This window comes from Flavobacterium sp. MDT1-60 (assembly GCF_014844035.1).
In the GTDB taxonomy this organism is placed as follows: domain Bacteria; phylum Bacteroidota; class Bacteroidia; order Flavobacteriales; family Flavobacteriaceae; genus Flavobacterium.
The window spans coordinates 1,987,537-2,003,405 of sequence record NZ_CP062159.1 but is presented as its reverse complement, the minus strand read 5'-3'; the positions used below and the strand labels follow the sequence as shown (position 1 = coordinate 2,003,405).

At 35.2% G+C, this 15,869-nt stretch carries 13 protein-coding genes; 3 read left to right on the top strand and 10 right to left on the bottom strand.

Features of this window, described 5'->3' with window-relative positions; all coding sequences use genetic code 11:
* Window positions 1–116 precede the first annotated feature (116 nt).
* From IHE43_RS08685 to IHE43_RS08665, 5 genes are all read right to left on the bottom strand, one after another.
* Window positions 117–1,556 carry a TolC family protein gene (locus tag IHE43_RS08685; RefSeq protein ID WP_192187559.1) on the bottom strand — a complete coding sequence of 480 codons (1,440 nt, stop codon included), beginning with the start codon at window positions 1,554–1,556 and terminating at the stop codon, window positions 117–119.
* The gene (locus IHE43_RS08680) at window positions 1,549–4,716 is read right to left on the bottom strand and encodes an efflux RND transporter permease subunit (protein ID WP_192187558.1); all 3,168 of its coding nucleotides are present in this window, start codon (window positions 4,714–4,716) and stop codon (window positions 1,549–1,551) included. Before IHE43_RS08680 ends, IHE43_RS08685 begins: the two co-directional genes overlap by 8 nt.
* Window positions 4,717–4,814: 98 nt before the next feature.
* Window positions 4,815–5,897 carry an efflux RND transporter periplasmic adaptor subunit gene (locus IHE43_RS08675; RefSeq protein ID WP_192187557.1) on the bottom strand — a complete coding sequence of 361 codons (1,083 nt, stop codon included), beginning with the start codon at window positions 5,895–5,897 and terminating at the stop codon, window positions 4,815–4,817.
* A 172-nt stretch (window positions 5,898–6,069) separates the two neighbouring features.
* Entirely contained in the window at window positions 6,070–6,450 is a 381-nt protein-coding gene (locus IHE43_RS08670) for a hypothetical protein (protein WP_192187556.1), read from the bottom strand.
* Between the two features lie 255 nt (window positions 6,451–6,705).
* The gene (locus tag IHE43_RS08665; protein ID WP_192187555.1) at window positions 6,706–7,113 is read right to left on the bottom strand and encodes a GNAT family N-acetyltransferase; all 408 of its coding nucleotides are present in this window, start codon (window positions 7,111–7,113) and stop codon (window positions 6,706–6,708) included.
* A 184-nt stretch (window positions 7,114–7,297) separates the two neighbouring features.
* Here IHE43_RS08665 and IHE43_RS08660 point away from each other — a divergent pair, with 184 nt between their 5' ends.
* Window positions 7,298–7,861, top strand: coding sequence for a hypothetical protein (locus IHE43_RS08660; RefSeq protein ID WP_192187554.1), 564 nt, complete (start codon window positions 7,298–7,300; stop codon window positions 7,859–7,861).
* A gap of 45 nt (window positions 7,862–7,906) precedes the next feature.
* Here IHE43_RS08660 and IHE43_RS08655 read toward each other — a convergent pair whose 3' ends face one another.
* The 5 genes from IHE43_RS08655 to IHE43_RS08635 form a co-directional block, all read right to left on the bottom strand.
* On the bottom strand, window positions 7,907–8,524 hold the full coding sequence (locus IHE43_RS08655; RefSeq protein ID WP_192187553.1) for a hypothetical protein: 618 nt from the start codon (window positions 8,522–8,524) through the stop codon (window positions 7,907–7,909).
* 231 nt (window positions 8,525–8,755) lie between these two features.
* Entirely contained in the window at window positions 8,756–9,142 is a 387-nt protein-coding gene (locus IHE43_RS08650; RefSeq protein ID WP_192187552.1) for an ACT domain-containing protein, read from the bottom strand.
* Window positions 9,143–9,246: 104 nt separating this feature from the next.
* Complete coding sequence (locus IHE43_RS08645) at window positions 9,247–11,118, bottom strand: M1 family metallopeptidase (protein WP_192187551.1); 1,872 nt, start codon at window positions 11,116–11,118, stop codon at window positions 9,247–9,249.
* A gap of 306 nt (window positions 11,119–11,424) precedes the next feature.
* On the bottom strand, window positions 11,425–13,005 hold the full coding sequence (locus IHE43_RS08640) for an NADP-dependent glyceraldehyde-3-phosphate dehydrogenase (RefSeq protein WP_192187550.1): 1,581 nt from the start codon (window positions 13,003–13,005) through the stop codon (window positions 11,425–11,427).
* A 77-nt stretch (window positions 13,006–13,082) separates the two neighbouring features.
* Window positions 13,083–13,394, bottom strand: coding sequence for a rhodanese-like domain-containing protein (locus IHE43_RS08635; protein ID WP_121329352.1), 312 nt, complete (start codon window positions 13,392–13,394; stop codon window positions 13,083–13,085).
* Window positions 13,395–13,848: 454 nt separating this feature from the next.
* Here IHE43_RS08635 and IHE43_RS08630 point away from each other — a divergent pair, with 454 nt between their 5' ends.
* Together IHE43_RS08630 and IHE43_RS08625 are read left to right on the top strand one after the other, a co-directional pair.
* Window positions 13,849–14,490 carry a Crp/Fnr family transcriptional regulator gene (locus IHE43_RS08630; protein WP_192187549.1) on the top strand — a complete coding sequence of 214 codons (642 nt, stop codon included), beginning with the start codon at window positions 13,849–13,851 and terminating at the stop codon, window positions 14,488–14,490.
* A gap of 189 nt (window positions 14,491–14,679) precedes the next feature.
* Entirely contained in the window at window positions 14,680–15,465 is a 786-nt protein-coding gene (locus IHE43_RS08625) for a sulfite exporter TauE/SafE family protein (protein ID WP_192187548.1), read from the top strand.
* The last annotated feature ends 404 nt before the right edge of the window (window positions 15,466–15,869 follow it).

The window sequence follows — 15,869 nt, the reverse complement described above, 5'->3', positions numbered from 1 at the left end:
ATAGAATGATAACTTGTTATTATCCGAAGTTTAAGCATATTGAGCTGAAACAAAAAAACCTCCCAGAATTTTACTTCCGGGAGGCCTCCTACTAATAACTAATTAAAATAGGCATTCTACTTCCAACCTCCGCCTAAGTCTCTGTAAACATGAACTGCAGCGTTGAGTTGTTCTTTTTTAGTATCGATCAATTCTAATTTCGATTCTAATGCGTCACGCTGTGTCATTAAAACTTCAAAATAATCAACTCTGGCCGATTTAAATAAATCATTAGAGACATCAATTGAAGTGTTTAACGCATCAACTTGTTGTGATTTTAGATCATAACTCTTTTGAAGGTTATCGATTTTAGAAAGCTGATTAGATACTTCTAAATAAGCGTTTAAAATAGTTTTATCATAATTGTATAAAGCCTGAAGCTGTCTTGCATTAGCGCTTGAAAACTCTGCTTTAATGGCATTTCTGTTAATCAAAGGTGCAGCAAGATCTCCGGTTAAAGAATACAAAATGGATTCCGGGAACGTGAACAAATAAGAAGGTTTGAAAGCCTGTACTCCAAAAGCTGCCGAAATATCAAGTGACGGATAAAATTCGGCACGAGCTACTTTTACATCCAATTTAGCAGCAACCAATTCTAATTCTGCTTGTTTCACGTCAGGACGGTTCATCAACAATTGAGACGGCATACCGGCACTAACTGAAGCTGGTAACAAAGTCAGGAAGTTGCTGTTTGTTCTTTTAATTTCCTGCGGATAACGACCTAGCAGGAAATTAATTTTATTCTCATTTTCTTTTATTTGCTGTAGAATATCAAATTCCAGACTTTTTGAAGTTAAAACCTCTGCCTCAAATTTCTTAACTCCCAATTCTGTTGCTCTCGCTGCCTGTTTTTGAATTTTTACAATTTCCAAAGCATTTGATTGCAAAGTGATCGTCTGTTTTACAATATCCAATTGACTGTCCAAAGCCAATAGTTCATAGTAAGAATCAGCAATTTCAGCAATAAGGTTAGTCACTACAAAGTTCTTTCCTTCAACAGTAGCCAAATATCTGTTTACTGCTGCTTTTTTAGAATTACGCAGTTTTTTCCAAATATCTACTTCCCAGTTTGCATAAGCCGCAATGGTAAAATCTCCAAGCGGATCAGGCGTTTCAATACCTGGTTTTATTTCTGTAGTGGCATCACCAGCCCCTTGGCTGGTGTACCTCCCTACTTTCTCTACTCCAGCTCCGGCGCGTACTCCGACAGTTGGTAATAAAAGGCCTTTGCGAACCCTAATATCATTTTTTGCTATTTCGATTTCCTGTAGCGTCATGTTTAACTCCTGATTGTTTTTCAGGGCCACATCAATCAAATCAACAAGGTTTTGATCCTTAAAGAACGCATTCCATTTTACAGTAGACGTATTGGTTGTATCCTGAGCTTTTGCAATACCAAATGCTTCAGGAACGGGTGTGCTGGTCGTCGCCGTCTCTGCCGCAGGAGCTTTACAGCCCGCTACAGCAAGGCATAAACCTACCGCAACACTATATTGATATAATTTGAATTTAGACATGATTGTTATCAATTTCTTCAGTTAATGGATTCTCTTCTTCATTTTTAACCAGTTTGTGCTTCTCTGCAATTCTTCCGAAAATATAATACAATCCAGGAATTACAAATACTCCACAAATAGTTCCGATAAGCATACCTCCGGCAGCTGCTGTACCAATAGTTCTGTTTCCAATTTTACCCGGCCCAGAAGCAAAAGCAAGTGGTAATAATCCCGCAATAAAAGCAAATGAAGTCATCAAAATTGGACGGAACCTCGCTTTCGCTCCCTCCATTGCAGCTTCAAGAACTGTTTTACCGGCAGCATGTCGCTGAATCGCAAACTCCACAATCAACACGGCATTTTTACCCAATAAACCAATAAGCATTACCATCGCAACCTGAGCGTAAATATTGTTTTCTAATCCTGTTACTTTCAATAAAAGGAAAGCTCCAAAAATACCCGCCGGTAAAGAAAGAATTACAGATAATGGCAGAATAAAACTTTCGTATTGTGCTGCTAATACCAGGTACACGAATCCTAAACAAATAAGGAATACCCAAATTGCCTGATTTCCTTGTGCCACCTCATCGGCAGAAATACCGGCCCAGTCAATATCGAATCCTCTTGGTAATTTTTTAGCCGCAACTTCCTGAATTACTTTAATCGCCGTTCCGGAACTATAACCCGGAGCCGGACCACCACTAATTTCTGTTGAGGTATACATATTATGTCTTGTTATTTCTGAAAGACCATATACTTTTTCTAATTTCATAAAAGCAGAAAAAGGAACCATTTCATCACGATCATTTTTTACATAAAGTTTCAAAATGTCATCTGGTTGCGCACGATATTCCGGTGCGGCCTGAACGATTACCTTATAGTTAATTCCGTATTTAATAAAACTGATCTCATAGTTACTCCCCACAAGAGTTGACAAAGTGTTCATCGCATTTTCGATAGAAACTCCTTTTTGTTGTGCCAAGTCATTGTCGACTTTCATCATATACTGAGGGAAACTCGCACTAAAGAAACTAAACACGTTAGACAATTCAGGACGTTTGTTCAATTCCTCAACAAACTCTTTATTGACTTCTTCTACTTTTTTGAAATCACCTGAACCTGTTTTGTCCAGTAAACGAAGCTCAAATCCACCTGCTGCTCCATATCCCGGTACTGCTGGCGGTTGGAAAAATTCGATATTAGCACCCGGAATATCTTTCGATTTTTCTTCCAGTTCCGTCATGATTTCCTGAACAGATTCTTTACGATCGTTCCAGTCTTTTAAGTTGATCAAACAAGTTCCGGCGTTAGATCCGGTACCTTCTGTCAAAATTTCATAACCTGCCAATGAAGAAACCGATTTAACTCCGTCTACTGTCTCGGCAATTTTTTGCAATTTCTCCGCAATATTATTGGTTCTTTCTAATGATGAACCCGGAGGTGTCTGGATAATAGCATAAAACATTCCCTGATCCTCATTCGGAATAAATCCGGAAGGAACAGTGCTACTAATCAACCATGTTCCTGCACAAAAAACTAAAAGCGCAATAATAGTAACGGCTCTTCTGTTTACGATTTTTGCTAATACATTCTGATATTTACCCTGAGCAAGATTAAACTTGTTATTAAAACCATCTATAAATCTGTTTACAGGTGTTTTCTTTTTAGGTGTACCGTGATTGTTTTTTAGCATCATCGCACAAAGTGCCGGTGTCAAAGTCAAAGCCACAATACCTGAAAGGATAATCGCCGTTGCCATTGTAATAGAGAACTGTCTGTAAAATACTCCAACCGGACCAGACATAAATGCAACCGGAATAAATACCGCCGCCATTAAGAATGTAATCGCCACAATAGCTCCTGCAATCTCGTGCATCGCTTTTTTGGTCGCTTTAAGTGGGGACAGATGTTCTTCCTCCATCTTGGCGTGAACAGCTTCAATAACCACGATCGCATCATCGACGACGACCCCAATTGCCAAAACCAATGCAAACAACGTAATTAAGTTCAATGAAATATCAAAGAAGGTCATAAACACAAAGGTTCCAACCAATGAAACGGGTACTGCAATTGCCGGAATAACCGTAGATCTCCAGTCTCCTAAGAAAAGAAACACAACCAAACCAACCAAAATGAAGGCTTCGATCAAAGTATGGATTACTTTCTCAATAGAAGCATCTAAGAATTTAGAAACGTCATACGAGATTTCGTAATCCATTCCTTTTGGGAATTTTTGCTTAATTTTTTCAAGTTTTGCTTTTACGTCTTCAATAACCTGATTCGCGTTACTTCCAAAAGATTGTTTCAATACAATAGCTGCAGATGGTCTTCCATTCAAATTAGAATAAATATCATACATCGAGCTACCAAATTCAATTTTGGCAATATCTTTCAAACGCAAAAGTTCCCCGTTGCTATTTGATTTTACGATGATGTTCTCATATTGTTCTTTGCTTGTAAAACGCCCTGAATATTTCAATACATATTCAAATGCCTGAGAACGTTTACCAGAGCTTTCACCTGTTTTACCAGGAGACGCTTCCAAACTCTGACTTGATAATGCTTCCATTACCTCATCAGCAGATATTTTATAAGCTAACATACGATCTGGTTTTAACCAAATACGCATCGCATATTCACGTGTTCCTAAAATATCACCGGAACCAACACCATTTACCCTTTTCAATTCTGACAACACGTTGATATCTGCATAATTGTATAAGAACTTCATGTCGGTATTTTTATCCGTACTATAAAGATTCACATACATCAACATACTCGGAACCTCACGTGTAATCTTTACACCCTCTCTTACTACTAAAGGAGGTAGTTTATTAGTCACCGAAGCCACACGGTTCTGCACGTTAATAGCAGCCTGATTTGGATCTGTACCTAAATTAAATACTACTTGTATGCTTGCTTCACCATCATTTCCGGCATCAGAAGTCATATATTTCATTCCCGGAACTCCATTCAAGGCTCTTTCTAACGGAATAACAACCGATTTGATCATCAATTCACCGTTAGATCCAGGATAATCTGCCGTAACATTTACCATCGGCGGAGAGATGGAAGGAAATTGGGTGATAGGTAAATTCATCACCGACAATATTCCTAAAAAGACAATAATCAGCGATATTACTATCGACAGAACGGGTCTCTGTATAAATTTATTAAACATTTATTTATTTTTTAATGATTAAACCAAAGTGGGATTTAAAAGTTTTTTAGTTTCAGGTTTCAGTTTCGCACTAAACCTGGAACCTGAAACAAAACTTTTTATTCCGCTTTTACGCGTAAATGATTGATTACCGTTTGAGGAGATTGGAATTCATATTTAATTTTGTCGTTCTCTTTTACTTTCTGAACTCCTTCAAGTAAAATTTTATCATTTTCAGCAAGTCCTGTTTTTACTACATACAAATCAGGTACTTCACCTGTAATGGTAATTTCTCTTGAACTTACTTTATTGTTTTTATCAACAATAAAAACATATTTTTTATCCTGAATTTCGTAAGTCGCTTTTTGCGGAATCACAATAGCATTTTTAAGCGGAACAAGCATTTGAACTTTTCCGGTTTCTCCATTTCTAAGTAATTTTTCTGAATTGGGGAATCTGGCTCTGAAAGCAATATTTCCGGTTTCATTATTAAATTCACTTTCGATAACCTCTACGTTTCCTTTGTATTTAAAAGACTCTCCATTAGCTAAAAGCAAATTTACTTTAGTTTCTGCACGATCTTTTACATCCGTTTGGTATTGAAGATATTCTGGTTCAGATACATTGAAGTAAGCGAACATTTGGCTATTATCTGAAAGGCTGGTCAACAATTCACCTTCGTCAATAAGACTTCCTAATTTTAATGGAATACGGTCAATTGTTCCGTCAAACGGAGCTCTGATTTCAGTAAATGATAAATGAAGTTTTGCCAATGCAACCTCAGCTTTGGCTGATTGCAATTTTGCCTGAGCCACACTTAATTCGTTTTTAGAAACGATATTTTTATCTGCCAGTAACTTCGAATTTTGCAATTCAATTTCTACTGATTTTTGTTCAGCTTGTGCTTTAAGTAATTCAGCCTGATACATGTTTGGCATTATCTTAAACAACAACTGACCTTTTTTTACAAACTGACCTTCGTCAACATAAATGTTTTGTAAAAACCCTTTTTCCTGGGCGCGGAGTTCGATATTCCGTACAGATTTAATCTGCGAAACATACTCTTTGGTAAATGAAGTGTCGATTTTTACAGGGCTTGTCACTGTAAATTTTTCAACTTCTTCTTTTTCTTCTTTTTTTGATGTACAACTGGTTAGGCACAACAAGGCAAGCATGCCTGTTAACACAATAATTCTTTTCATGATTTTAATGGAAATTTAAGCGATTTAATGCTTGGAATGCGGTGATTCCTTGAGGTGAAAAAATGCATCAGCAAGCCTAAGTCAGATCTTAAATTTCATATAAGAAGAAGTAAAAAATATACATCAAAAGATATGCACGATCACAACAAAGGTGACTGATGTATATTGTAAATCATATTCTTAATACTCGTTGAGTAATATAAATAGGATTTGATTGGCCACAAGATGAGCCGAAAATTTCAAAACGATTAAATGAATTCACAACGATCTGACGAGAGATTGTCAGATACCAGCTATCTAGTAAGCTATATTTTGTTGCAAAAAACTTATTACTTAAACCATCTTTAAGATTATCATTACCAACACATTCTTCATCAAGATCTACATCTGCATCTTCTATGATAGAGCTGCCCTGATCCTGATTGGTTAATTTTACGCGGTGTCTTTTCTCCAGATAGTGGTGAGAACTTTGATGCGTTTCAGCATTAAGATATTGCCCTCCGCCTAGCAGAAGGAAATTCATAAACACTAAAAATATTATTAACTTTCTCATTTGGGTGCGAAAGTAAGTAAAGTATTTATACAAAAAAAGAAAATTTTATAAGCTTTAACATTTAGAAAAACACGAAAACGTTTTCATTATTTTTTACTTAGAAATTATAATAAAACCTTAATGATTTCTTGCAAAATCTCATAAAAATATCATTTTGTAAACAAACCTTTACAAGCAAAAGTGGTTGATTTTCGAAATAAAATCAAAATCGCAAATATTTGACGGCTGCTACTCTATTCCGCAAAAATGGCTTAACTAGAAAAGCAAAATTTCCATTATTGAAAATTCCTGTCCTGATTTAACAAACGTTTTACCAATATCTCTCATACCAAATCTCACATAAAATGACTTTTTATTGGTTCTTGCATTACACCATACTTTTCGCAAACCTTTATCTTTTGCAAGCTTCAAAATATGATTTAACAATAACGAAGCTATTCCCTTTCCCTGATAATTTTCCAGTGTTGCTAATTTTCTAAACTGCATTTCATCATCAGCAATAAAACAAGAAACAATTGAAACTAAAATATCTTTATCAAACACTCCAAAATGTAGTCCTGAATTATCTTCTTCCAACTGCACAAATTCAAAAGGCTGATCTGGCCACATTACTTTGTGTCTAATTTGCCAGGTTTCAGATGCCTTAATTGTTGCAATTTTCATTTTATTGTTATCGTTTATCTTTTAAAAACAAATTTACGGGATTCTAATAATATTTTTATATCGAATGAAATTATTTCAGTTTATTCATTTTCAAATAAATACATTAAAATAAACCCCAAATTATGATACTATTCTGATTAATAATAATTATTTTTATACTATGTAAAAACAAATAAATCCAATTATGAAAAAATTCATTTTAGCAGCATTATTATGTATTAGTGTGAATGGCTTTGCACAATTGATACAATTTGGGCCTCAATTTTCCACCAATATTACTTCAGTTATTACAGATGATTTCAGTTCAAAAAGCTCTGGAACTGATGTTGGTTTTGCTGGTTTTGTAAGAGTGAATTTATTGCTTTTTTACGGTCAGGGTGAATTTGGGTATGCATCTTCAAAATTTAGTGTCTCTCAAACCGGAATTGGAGAAACCGAATATACATTAGGAGGAACAGATGCCACTTTAATTGCCGGTTTTAAAATTGTTCCGTTAGGAAAACTAGGGAACATTCGTCTTTTTGTAGGTTACAACTGGAAAAATTATTCTGATATAAAAGCGAGCAATAGTCTTAATTATATTGCATTTGAGAAAAATAACAGCAGTTTCCTTGGTGGAGCCGGAGTCGATTTATGGAGATTTACAGTAGACTATCGTTATCTGGCTGGCGTAACCGATCTTGATCCTTCAGGACGAAGTATCAAAACCGGAATCTCTAATTTCTCTGTAGGATTTAAATTCTTGTAAAAACTTAAAATAGAGCATAAAAAAAGGGAATCAATCCCTTTTTTATTATTTTACTTTGCTGTAAAATCGTTCCAAATTATCGGCTTTTATTTTCTCAACACCGTTTTCAGTTTGTTTGGCGATATTAATTACGTGCAATATATCTGCACCTTCATTTAATGAACAATTCCAAATAGTTCCATCAGACAGAATAATAGCCGAAAATAAAGCATCAGATTGATCTTTGTTGTAATAAGCTAAATCTTCAGACTTGATTAATTTTTTCGCTTTCGTTTTGGTATCCAATTCATAAAACAAAATCTGTTTCTGGTTAATTTCTACCAATTCTTCTATCGTTTTATAGTTGGTATTACTAGCAGCATTTACAGCCCAAAGCGGTTTATCACCATTCATTTTCCAGGTTCCGATAACTTTATCCATGATGCTTTTTCTCAACATGGTTTTTAGGCAATCTACTTTTTTGACAGACTCTTTTCCTAACTCATTTTCAGGCTTAATTTTAGAAGCGATAGAAAATAAATCAAGCGCTTTTACAAAATCAGCTTTCTTGTAGCAGGAAACTGCTAATTCGTATCTTGTTTTTTGGAATGCAACTTTTGGATCATTCTGAGCAATAATTGTACAGGAGAATAGTAGAACAAGAAAAATTAGGGGCTTTTTCATTGGTTATTATTTTGTTTTTTGCAAAAATACACGGTTAGCACCTAACTATTTTACGTCTTTCCATATTTATTTTGCGAATACTGAATTTTTAACATATTAAAATAAAAAAACCAGCTTCTTGTTGCTTATTTCAATGAATTATCCGCAATCATTCTTAAAATCTTACATAATCCATCTTAAATAAATTAATAAAATTGAAATTTTTAGAAGAACAGCCCATTTTAAACTGAATTAAAATGATTTTAAAATCTGCATTGCTTTTTCCGTATCCTTTTTTCCAACAAAAATATGATCATGATAAAATGCCGCCACAACATTGCAGCTAATTCCGTTATCCGAAAGTGCTTTTGAAAACGCCGCAGTCAATCCAACAGCTTCCAAAGAGGAATGTACCGAAAGCGTTATCCAGGACATTGTCATCGAATATTCGAACTTTAATTTCTCAGCAATTTCTTTTTTAAGAATTAATGTTATTGCTTCTTTTTCTTTAAAGAACATTTCAACTTCATCTAAATTAAGATTTCCTAATTTATCTACTTTACAAAAAACATAATCTCCAGAGTTATGTTCCGGTTTCATACTCTTTAGCAATATTTGCAAATCTTTTTCTCCAGCCATTTTGATTTTATTAAGTTGATTATTTTAATTTCTCTAATTTAAAAACTCAGGATAAAAAAAACCGCCTTTCTCGATGAAAAAGACGGTTCAAAAATTAGGTTATTTTATTTTGAAATAAAAGTATTATTCGCTGGTGTGGCATCCATAAAAATACCTCCATCAAGAACAATGCTCTTGATTTGCTTTTTGCTGTTCAAAGTAACAGTTGCCGTTTTTTGATTGCTTTCCCAAACTGTCGGAGTTTGATGAATGATTTCTTTTGAACCGTCTGAGTAAACAACATTTACATCAAACGGAATTGCAAAACCTCCTGTATTTTCTACAGAAACGATATTCTTGGCAACACTTTTAACTGAGATATCAATATAATTATTGGTGAAAAACCAGTTATTAAAAAACCAATTTAGATTTTTTCCTGAAGCTGTATTTATAGAATTGAAATAGTCCCATGGAATTGGGTGTTTACCATTCCAATTTTCCATATAGGCATGCAATGATTTTTTGAATAAATCATCCCCAAGCATATCTTTTAAGGCCAAATAAGACAGGGAAGCTTTTCCGTAAGAGTTATTTCCATAACCAGCATCTGAAACCTGAGAAGACATTGAAATAATAGGCTGGTCTTCTTCTGCTGAAGGATCGCTAATGTATTGCTGAACTCTAAATTTTTTGTAAAATTTATCTGCGGCTTCTTTACCATGTTCTTCAATTCCAATTAAATATTCAAAAGTAGTTGCCCAGCCTTCATCCATAAAAGCATAGCGGGTTTCGTTGATTCCCATATAAAAAGGAAAATAAGTATGTGCTACTTCATGATCCTGCACCAATTGAGCAAAAACAGGATCTCCCATTTGAGAATCGTTACACATCATTGGATATTCCATATCTGCAAATCCCTGGAAAGCAGTCATTTTAGAAAACGGATAAGGAACTCCTGGCCATTTATTTGAAAAATAATCTAATGCATATTGATTATTTTTTACCGAGGCAACAAAATCAGTCCCTTTTATATCATAAGCTACCTGCACACTTGCACGACGATTTGTCTTTTTATCTACTAAGACACTGCTCGCATCCCATAAATAATGGTCACTCAATCCGAAACAAACGTCTACAATATTTTTAGCTTCAAATTTCCAAACATTCCACTCATTTTGTTTGGTTACAACACCGCTTTTCATTTCTTGTTCGTTTGCAATATGCATAACTTCATCAGCTGCATAAGATTTTTTCAAACGTGCCGCAAATTCAGGCTGTAAAACTTCATCAGGATTCAACAAATCTCCGGTTGCATAAACAACATAGTTTTTAGGAGCCTTAACCGAGTAGGTATAGTCATTAAAGTCATTATAAAATTCCTGACGATCCGTATGGGGTAATCTGTCCCATTTGTTATAATCATCAAAAACAGAAACACGAGGATAGCTGTACGCTACAAAAAAAGTAGTCTCATCAATTTGTCCCTCTCTCCCGCTCTCTTTAGACAATGGATAATTCCAGTCGATATTGACTGTAATTTTAGAATGTGGCAAAAGCGGTTTTTTCATTTTAATATTCCCAACAGTTGCCCATTTTCTTCCATCTTCTTTATAAATTTCATCTGCAATTTTTAAAGATGTAATCGTTAATCCGTCACTTAAAAAATCCTGGCTCACATTCCCGCTTCTTGGAGAAGATGGCTTATGCAGATTATTTACAAAACGAATTGGAAGATTTCTTAAAGTATCATTACTGTTATTTTCGTAAATAATGGTTTCTGTTCCGCTTACGATTTTTGTTTTGGCATCAACAGTAATTTCCATGGTATATTTTCCATGATTCTGCCAGTAATTTTTCCCTGGTTTTCCGTCCATAGAACGAGTGCCTTTAGCATAGGCCTCTTTTATATTTCGCGGCATGTATAATTCTTGTGCAAAGCTGTTTTGTGTAAGAAAAACAAATGCAACTACCACTAATTGAAGTAATTCTTTTCTCATAACTTATTTTAAGATTTTTGATGATTTAATTAGAATATTAGTGGATTTTTTTAACTTAATGTTACACTTCTTTATAAAATTATGCTTTTTGTTATGTTGGGCGTCACTTAACCGCAAAGACCGCAAGGAATTACGCAAGGGTCGCAAAGCCGCCAAGTTTAAAAAACTTAGCGCCTTAGTGCCTTTGTGGCAAAACCTTAGGACCTTAGGACCTCAGCTCCTCAGAACCTTAGCAACTTAAAAAGAAAAACCGCCTCTCTCTGGCGAAAAAAGACGGTATCTACAATTAATATATAACCTTAATAACTACAAAATATAATCGGTATTAATGAAATTCGATTCTTTGCTGTTTAGCAATTCCTGCAGTATTTCATTGTTATACGCGATATCTTTTGAAGCCACGAACGTACGGATTGAGAACGAACGCAAAGCATCCGGAATACTTAAAGTTCCTACGGCAGAATCTTTACGACCTGTAAATGGGAACGCATCAGGTCCTCTTTGACAAGAACTGTTGAGGTTTACCCTGCAAACTAAATTCACTAACGCATCAATAAGCGGTGCCAAAGTTTTAATATCTTTTCCAAACAAACTCACTTGCTGACCGTAGTTTGATTCGGCCATATCTTCAAGAGGTTCGTTAATATCTTTAAAAGAAATAATTGGAACTACTGGTCCAAATTGTTCTTCATGATACACTCTCATTTCTTTATTTACTGGATATAAAACTGCCGGAAAAATAAAATTGTCCGTATGTTTTCCACCTTTTTCGTTTAATATTTTTGCTCCTTTATGTAAAGCATCATCAATTAATCCCTGAATGTAAGCTGGTTTATCCGTTTCCGGAAGTGGTGTCAAAGAAGCATTTTTATCCCAAGGATTTCCAAATCCCAATGCGTCAACTTTTTCAGAAAAACGTCTGTTAAATTCTTCTGCAATAGATTCATGAACATATAATACTTTCAAAGCCGTACAACGCTGACCGTTGAAAGATAAACTTCCCGCAATACATTCCTGAATTGCCAAATCTAAGTCGGCGTCTGGTAAAATAATCGCCGGGTTCTTCGCTTCCAAACCTAAAATTAAACGCAATCTGTTTTTGTTTGGATGCTGATCCTGCAAAGCAATTGCTGATTTACTGTTTCCAATTAATGCCAAAACATCAATCTTGCCCGATTTCATGATAGGAGAAGCCACTTCACGTCCACGTCCGTATACGATATTGATCACTCCTTTTGGAAAACTGCTTCTGAAAGCTTCTAACAAAGGCGAAATACATAAAACACCATGTTTAGCCGGTTTAAAGATTACAGTATTACCCATAATTAAAGCCGGAATCAATAAGGAGAAAGTTTCGTTAAGCGGATAATTGTAGGGTCCAAGACACAAAACAACTCCCAGAGGTCCACGACGAATCATCGCGTTTACTCCTTGTACTTTAGAAAAGTGCGAACTGCGTCCGTTTAGTTCCTTATAACTGTCAATAGTATCCTGAATATATTCAACGGTTCTGTCGAATTCTTTTTGCGAATCGCCAAGGTTTTTTCCAATTTCCCACATCAAAAGTTTCACCACTTCTTCGCGGGTTTCCTTCATCTGTCTTACGAAATTTTCCATGCATTTAATACGGTCAACCACTTTCATGGTAGGCCATAAACCCTGTCCTTTATTATATGCAGCATTTGCAGCTTCAACCACTTCAGCAGCTTCTTTTTCTGCCATGAACGGAATAGATCCTAATAATGTCGGCGTATATTTTTCTGTAGAAGAAATCGTAGAAAACACAGGTGTGGTTTGCCCTGTCCATTGTTTTAATTCTCCATTTACAAGATAGGTATCTTGATTTATCAGGTTCGTAATCTGATATTCTTCGGGTATTAAACTCATAATCTGGTACTTTATAGTTTGGTTATTAATAGCATTTTAAACGAAAAAAAGAGGCTTTTCGTGCCTCTTCTTCTATCTTATGGATTTACGGTTTCCCCTTCCCAGTCCAGAATTCCACCAAGCAGATTATAGGCATTATTTATACCTAATTCATTCATAATCTGGCATGCTTTGGCACTTCTCGCTCCAGAACGGCAATACACATAATAATTTTTATTTTTATCTAACTCTTCGATTTCATAAATAAAACCCTGACCTTTATTAATGTCAATGTTTACGGCATTCTCGATGTAACCGTCATTAAATTCGTCCTCAGTTCTTACGTCCAGTATAACTGCATTCTCGTCAGCAGCAAGCTGATTAACCCAATCTTCTTGTGATAAATTCATAATAAATGTGTTTTTGTAAAATTACGACGTTTCTATTAATTAAAAACGTGCCAAATGCGATTTCGATTATTATTCTCAGAAAACGTTTTAGAGAAAGTATTATAATCAGTGAAACACAAATTTACTCACTATTTTTAAAAATACACCCTATAAAATCGATAGAAAATAGGATTTTTTCATTTTCATAAAATACTGTCAAATATGATTTTCTGATAATTTATACCATTTCAATCTGCTATCTTTGTATTAAATGAGATGTTTTAATTTCATTTTGATAAAAAAAGGTTTGCCACTAATTACACGAATTTTCACGAATTACTTTACTATCGCTCCGTTAGTGGTAAAAAATATTGGCCACAGATTAAGTGATTAAAATGATTTTTATAAAAAATGTTAGACAAAAATTAATTCGTGAAAATTAGTGAAATTAGTGGCAACAAAAACAACACAATAAATGCAATACTCCTTAAAAGATATATTTCCGAATTTCTCCAGCGAGCTCCTTTCGACTATCGAAGAAAACGGTAGCGCACAGGATTTTGAAGCCGGAACTATTTTAATGCGAACCGGACAATACATCAAAAATACCGTTTTAATTACCAAAGGAAAAATCAAAATTTATCGTGAAGGCGAAGATGGCGGCGAGTTTTTAATGTATTATTTACAACCTGGACAAGCCTGTGCCATTTCGATGATCTGCACCGCTAAAAGCGAAAAAAGCCAAATCATGGCCAAAGTGGTCGAAGATGTTTCGGTTATGATGATTCCACTTCAAATGATGGACAAATGGATGATGGAGCACCGTTCCTGGTACGAATTTGTAATCGAAACGTATCGAAGCCGTTTTGAAGAAGTTCTGGAAGTAGTTGATAATATTGCCTTCCGCTCGATGGATGAACGTTTGGAGTTCTACCTTAAAAGACATTCCGATGCCTGTGGTTGTTCTGAAGTTAAATTATCGCATCAGGAAATCGCAACCGAATTGAACACTTCCAGAGAAGTCGTTTCCAGATTACTCAAAAAAATGGAACAAAGAGGTTTGGTCAAACTCAACCGAAACCAGATTGAATTATTAAACACGAATTTCACGAATTAGCACGAAACAATTGTTACTTCGAGCGTCCCGAGAATTCGGGAGAGAACCCGCAACGCATCTCGACTCCGCTCGATGTGACAATATAATAATTTTGTGCTAATTCGTGAAATTCGTGTTTAATAGTTCTATGTGATAAATGTTACTGTAAATCTACTTTTATCAAACCATCTTTGCATAAAAACAAATGCAATGGAATATCTGGGTTATTTTGCTTCGATCATTATAGGGATTTCGCTGGGCTTAATTGGCGGTGGCGGATCGATCCTGACCATTCCAATTTTAGTGTATTTGTTTAAAGTAAATCCGGAGCAAGCAACCTCTTATTCTTTATTTATTGTTGGACTGACTGCTATGTTTGGTAGTTACAGCCATTATAAAATGGGAAATCTTAAACTTAAATCGGCATTGTATTTTGCAATTCCTTCTGTGATTTCGATTCTGATTATACGGGAAGTTATTTTTCCACAGATTGCTTCTACCCTTTTTTCAATTGCTTCTTATTCCGTTTCTAAAGATTTTCTGATTATGATTATCTTTTCAGTATTGATGATTACAGCGGCGATTTCAATGATTCGAAAAAATCAACCTGAAATAAAAGGTGCCGAAACGAATTATATTCAACTCAGCTTTATAGGTTTCATTGTCGGAATCATAACCGGATTTCTTGGCGCTGGTGGCGGATTTTTAATTATTCCTGCTTTATTGTTTTTCGCCAAATTACCCATGAAACAAGCTGTTGGAACTTCGTTATTAATTATCAGTATTAATTCTACAATAGGTTTTGCAGGCGATTTATACATCGGAACCCCTATCAATTATGCTTTTTTATTAGGCGTTTCTGCAATGGCGCTTCTCGGAATGGTATTAGGAAGCCAGCTTTCTAAAAAAATCGACGGAACTAAACTGAAACCTATTTTTGGATGGTTTGTTTTGGTAATGGGGTTTTATATTATTACTAAGGAGGTTTTGTTTTAGCGATTTTTTGGTTTCTCGCATATTGGGCGGATTTATATAATCAATCCCCACACTTATAGAGAGTAGAGAGAAATTCAAATTCGCCTATTTAAACATAGCCCACGGTTTCAACCGTGGGGAGCGCAATATATTAACCTTCCGATTACGCACGGTTGAAAGCGTGGGCTATGATCAAAAATGATAGCATTTTTAATGTATAATTGATTCGTTTTTACATTAGTTTCCCACGGTTGAAACCGTGGGCTATGTTCCAAAATGATAAATTTTTAATGTAACATTGTTCCATTTTATTTAGTTTTTCTTGTAGACGAAAACTAAAAAAATCCGTTTATTCTTAAGAAGTAAACGGATTTGTATATTTTGGGCGTTTTCGCCGCGGCGAACGGGCTATCCGCTATATCTTT